The sequence below is a fragment of the uncultured Clostridium sp. genome (assembly GCF_910588715.1).
In the GTDB taxonomy this organism is placed as follows: domain Bacteria; phylum Bacillota; class Clostridia; order Clostridiales; family Clostridiaceae; genus Clostridium.
Genome location: NZ_CAJURG010000034.1, coordinates 1 through 1,300 on the forward strand (window position 1 = coordinate 1; position 1,300 = coordinate 1,300).

General features: G+C 26.9%; 2 protein-coding genes. Both read right to left on the minus strand.

Features of this window, described 5'->3' with window-relative positions:
- Positions 1 to 9: 9 nt before the first annotated feature.
- Positions 10 to 957: an IS3 family transposase gene (locus QZ321_RS12450; protein ID WP_354665556.1), complete on the minus strand. Its 948-nt coding sequence runs from the start codon at positions 955 to 957 to the stop codon at positions 10 to 12.
- Positions 900 to 1,244 (minus strand): hypothetical protein, encoded by a 345-nt coding sequence (locus QZ321_RS12455; protein WP_289635309.1) that lies wholly within the window; start codon positions 1,242 to 1,244, stop codon positions 900 to 902. The genes QZ321_RS12450 and QZ321_RS12455 overlap by 58 nt, the downstream gene beginning before the upstream one ends.
- Positions 1,245 to 1,300: the final 56 nt, after the last annotated feature.

Here is a 1,300-nt window from a genome sequence, read left to right on the forward strand (position 1 = left end):
AAAAAACATTTATTTAAACCCTAATTGAGTTCTATACTCGATTGGGGTTTTATATTTTAAGGCATAACTAGGCCGGTAGTTATTATGGTCCTCAATTATTGCATTTATATATTCTTCCACATTTTTATAATCATCTTGGTTAAAATCAATGTACATTTCTTTCTTCAACCAACCATTTTTAGATTCAATTATTGGATTATCTGTTGGTGTAGCTATTCTCGACATAGACCTAATTATGGTATAATCTTTATGTACTTGAGAAAGTGCAATTGATGAGTATATGATTCCCTGATCGCTGTGCATAATTGTATCTTGGGATCCATATCCTCTTTTTATTTTGCTTTCCAACATACTTTCTAAAGCTAATTTATGGTTTATTGGATTACTGCAATGCAAGAAAGGCTTAACATTAGATCCTATTATTTCATCATTAAAAACATCAATGTAGTATGTCCAATCGTACCTTTGTTTTTTAAACCAAATCATTGTTGTATCTGTTACAACTTTTTCTAATGGTCTTGTTGTATTCCAATTATTATTTATAAGATTAGGATATTTAATTGATTCTTCTCCTGGTTTTTTGTAAGTCGAATAATGTTTAGCTTTACTCCTTATTTTCAATATTTTACAAACTTTATGAATTAAATTATCTGATACATACCAACCAACTTCTCTTCGAATAATTATATTTATTCTATGATATCCATAACTTGGCTTCCTTTTATGTATATCTCTAATTAATGGTTCTAAATCTTTCCGATTTATTTCATATCTATTTAGAATATCTTTTGTTTTCAACCATTTGTAATATCCGCTTCTTGATATGTTCATTACTTCACATAATGATTTAACTGAAAATTCTTTACTCAATATTTCTACTATTTCAAATTCTTTCTGTTTTATTTCTTGAATACTACAACTGAACCATCCCCTTTCATTAGGTATCCTTTTTTTAATCGTTCATTCTCAATTCTTAGTTTCATATTTTCATACTGAAGTTTTTCCATATCTGTAAGTTCTTTTTTATGTTGATATTTGCTTAATGGATTCCCTCTCTTATATTTGTTATCGATTACTTTATTCCCATTTTCTTGATAATTCTTTATCCAATTGCATATCATTCCTGCACTAATTTGATATTTTCTAGCCATTGGTTGAATTCCATAAGATAGAGCTTCTTTTATTATTTTTTCTTTATATTCTTTTTCATAATAATTTGTTACTGTTCCTTTTTTTCTTCCCATAATTATTTCCTCCTTATTTAAATTATATCAAACAAAAAAGTGAATCACATTTTTTA

Coding starts and splice junctions, on each gene's coding strand:
- QZ321_RS12455 (WP_289635309.1), bottom strand. CDS start 1,244: ATGGGAAGAAAAAAAGGAACAGTAACAAATTATTATGAAAAAGAATAT.